The 3,009-nt window shown below is 57.0% G+C and carries 3 protein-coding genes; all 3 read right to left on the reverse strand.

Annotation, left to right across the window (positions count from 1 at the left end; genetic code table 11):
* Nucleotides 1-215: 215 nt before the first annotated feature.
* Entirely contained in the window at nucleotides 216-1,154 is a 939-nt protein-coding gene (locus IRZ24_RS18720) for a ribose-phosphate pyrophosphokinase (RefSeq protein WP_297167758.1), read from the reverse strand.
* Between the two features lie 205 nt (nucleotides 1,155-1,359).
* Nucleotides 1,360-2,244, reverse strand: coding sequence for a DUF2877 domain-containing protein (locus IRZ24_RS18725; RefSeq protein WP_297167760.1), 885 nt, complete (start codon nucleotides 2,242-2,244; stop codon nucleotides 1,360-1,362).
* On the reverse strand, nucleotides 2,244-2,762 hold the full coding sequence (locus IRZ24_RS18730; protein ID WP_297167763.1) for a YggT family protein: 519 nt from the start codon (nucleotides 2,760-2,762) through the stop codon (nucleotides 2,244-2,246). The genes IRZ24_RS18725 and IRZ24_RS18730 overlap by 1 nt, the downstream gene beginning before the upstream one ends.
* Nucleotides 2,763-3,009 lie beyond the last annotated feature (247 nt).

Here is a 3,009-nt window from a genome sequence, read left to right on the forward strand (position 1 = left end):
TATTAGCTTCTGGCTCGTTGGCTCGTTGTTGTGTATAAGAGTCATCACACCCACTGCTCGCGGCAGCCCTCCCCTGCAACTCTGCCGTCTCAGCCACAGGGGAGGTCGTCTATGCATCACTACCAGTCTTAATTTAGACAGCCTGCCGCTTTATCGACGCGCTAGCACTGGCCTGGAGCGGTAAGAAGAAAGAAAGCCACTCTTACCTTACTTGGCTACTGGAACAGCTCCGTCACCGAGCGGTTCTCATGGATACGACTGATCGCCCCGGCAAACAGCTCCGCTACCGACAGAATCGTCATATTGGGCAAGCGCTTCTCGTCCGGCAGAGGAATGGTATCTGTCACGACGATCTCCTTGATCTCGGCCTCGCGTAGCCGGTCAATGGCTGGACCGGAGAAGACACCATGTGAGGCACAACAATACACCTCGCGCGCTCCATGCTCACGCACGACACGCACCGCCTGCGTGATCGAGCTGGCTGTGTCGATCTCCTCATCGACAATCAGGGCATTGCGTCCCTCTACATTACCGATCACATTCTTGGCCTCTGTCACGCCATCATTGCCCAGACGACGCTTTTCCACAATGGCCAAGGGAGCATTCAGACGATCGGCCAGTTGACGAGCCTTTTTGGCAAACCCTTCATCGGCAGAGACCACGGTGAAATTCTCCAGTCCCTTGGCGCGAAAATAGCGTGCCTGCAGGGTCTGAGCCGTCAGCTCATCAACCGGGATATTAAAGAAGCCCTGAATCTGACCGGCATGCAGGTCCATTGTCAGCACGCGATGGGCACCCGCCACCGTAATACAATCAGCCAACAGCCTGGCAGTGATAGGGACCCGTGGCTGATCCTTCTTATCGGTGCGGCCATAGGCATAGTAGGGGATCACCGCCGTGATGCGCTGCGCTGAGGCCCGCTTGAGAGCATCGATCATGATCAGTAGCTCCATGATCGAGCGGTTGACCGGCGAGCTGAAGGGCTGGATGACGAAAACGTCGTGACCACGAACGTTCTCGTTGATTTTGACGAAAATGTTCTCGTTGCTAAACTGGAAGACCTCGGCCTTTCCCAGCTCTATCCCCAGGTGACGGCAGATGGCAGCAGCCAGCGCGGGATTGGCGTTACCTGTGAAAACACTGAGCTTGTTCATAGTACCTCCAGCCTGCCTGCGCCCAGTATAGCACAAGGCCACGTCCATGTAAACTATGGATGACTTAAAAGGGACCCACTTTGATTCTATCGAGAAATAATGGTGCTACATGCTTGGAGAAAGCAAGTCGGCAGGATACAACAAGACAAGTGCAGGAGCAAAGCGGATTTGTCAATGGCCGCTCGCTCAGGCGCGGCACCTGATCCTAGGGCTGGAGCGACGGAGAGGTCAGACCCAACACTAGGCCACATAAGAGATCATAGCCCGAACTTGCCCCCAGGGCAAGCACAGCTTGCGCCTGCGCCAGTAAACGCCCCTCATCATCCTCAGCCAGGCTCTCCAGCAGCCTGAGGAGTGGAAGAGAGAAGTAGCCACGCCCCGCCCAGGTCAGCCAGGTTCGGCTTAGTAGATGCGTTCGCGCTGCAGCCACCGTCACCAGCCGCTGGCAAGTCACGAGAAAGTCCGGTTCGGAGCCATGCAGCCACCAGCCGGCGGCCAACCAGCCCAGGAGCAGATCATCGCCTGCCGGAGTCAGGCCCGGTCCCCATCCAGCGAGCCGTTCAGCCAGTGCTTCCGGTCTCGTCGGCAACTGATGCTTGCCCTCTAGCTCCGCTTGCATGAGTGCCAGCAAGGGATGACCCTGCTGCTCGTATACCCTTACCAGCTCCGGCGCCAGAAGCAGGCGGCGCAAGCGCTCACGATTGCGCACTAACGTTCCGCCCTCAAGCTGCGGCGGACATCTGAGCCGAGCACGCCAACGCGGGCAATGGCGCAGATCCACAGACCAAGGAAGACCTTCTATATGCAGATGCCAGGCCCCCAGCAGTACCGGCATGCCGGGCCGTAGGGCACTGAATGGGAAGGCCCCCCGTGCGGCACTCAGGCGCAAGCCATTGGGCACCGCTACGCCATCGCAGGCGTTCAGTGAGAGCACGAAGTCATTCTGGAAGAGCAAATTAGCTGCCGCCGAAAAGACGCTGTGCACCTCCCCACGTTGCACTTCACCAGCGATGACCTCCGCGACTGCCTCGCTATAGGCCAGCACCGAGCAGACAGGAGCCGCCAGGGACAGAGAGGCCTGGCCCTCCATTATTCCGCTGTCTCCTTGGGAGTCGAGATCAACAGGCGCAGGAAGCTGGTGATAGCCAGGAAGATCAGAGCGTAGACGGCCATAGCAATCAGCGTCGGCCATTCAAATGCCCAGTTATGTAGCGATGGAGTCTTAACGATGCCATTGAAGGGCAGCAGAATGATCCCCGTCAGAGCATAGAGCAGGCCAGCAAAGGCATTGTTGGGATCGGCAGCGATGAGGCGAAAGATAAAGCGGAGCAACAAGGCTACCTCCAACACCGCCAGGAACCACAAGAGGAAGTCCTTAAACTTGCCAATGGCAAAGACCAGTGTGCGCGCCTCATTCTCACGATTGGCCATCTCCAGCTCTGCCATCTGCAGTGGTGACGCCACCGGCGCCGGAGCCGGCATCGGCTCGTGATGTGACGGAGGTGCCTGTTTCGGCTGCAGCTCCTCCATCGGAGGTAACGCACCCGGCGGTGGCACTCTACCTGGTTCAACACTGGTCGGATCGCTATAAAATGGGTCCCCGTGCATAGCACCTCTCCTCTGTTCGTCAACTATCCATAGGAGCGAATAAAGCAGAGAGTCTCATCTGCAAGGATTATAACATACTATGGCCTACTATGAACTATTGCGTTTGAGTAAAACGACACCTTCGGCACGCGCAATCAAACGAAATTGCCCCGAGGCTGTCAGGCGATTGAGAATTTCGATTGTACTGGCTCGATCCTCGGGAAAGACGGCATTGAGATCTACAATGATGTAGTCTACAGTATATTGT

Source organism: Thermogemmatispora sp. (genome assembly GCF_019683755.1).
Lineage (GTDB): Bacteria > Chloroflexota > Ktedonobacteria > Ktedonobacterales > Ktedonobacteraceae > Thermogemmatispora.

What these genes read in the sequence shown, in the direction of transcription:
- IRZ24_RS18720 (WP_297167758.1), bottom strand. Translation starts at nt 1,154, where the DNA reads ATGAACAAGCTCAGTGTTTTCACAGGTAACGCCAATCCCGCGCTGGCT.
- IRZ24_RS18725 (WP_297167760.1), bottom strand. Translation starts at nt 2,244, where the DNA reads ATGGAGGGCCAGGCCTCTCTGTCCCTGGCGGCTCCTGTCTGCTCGGTG.
- IRZ24_RS18730 (WP_297167763.1), bottom strand. Translation starts at nt 2,762, where the DNA reads ATGCACGGGGACCCATTTTATAGCGATCCGACCAGTGTTGAACCAGGT.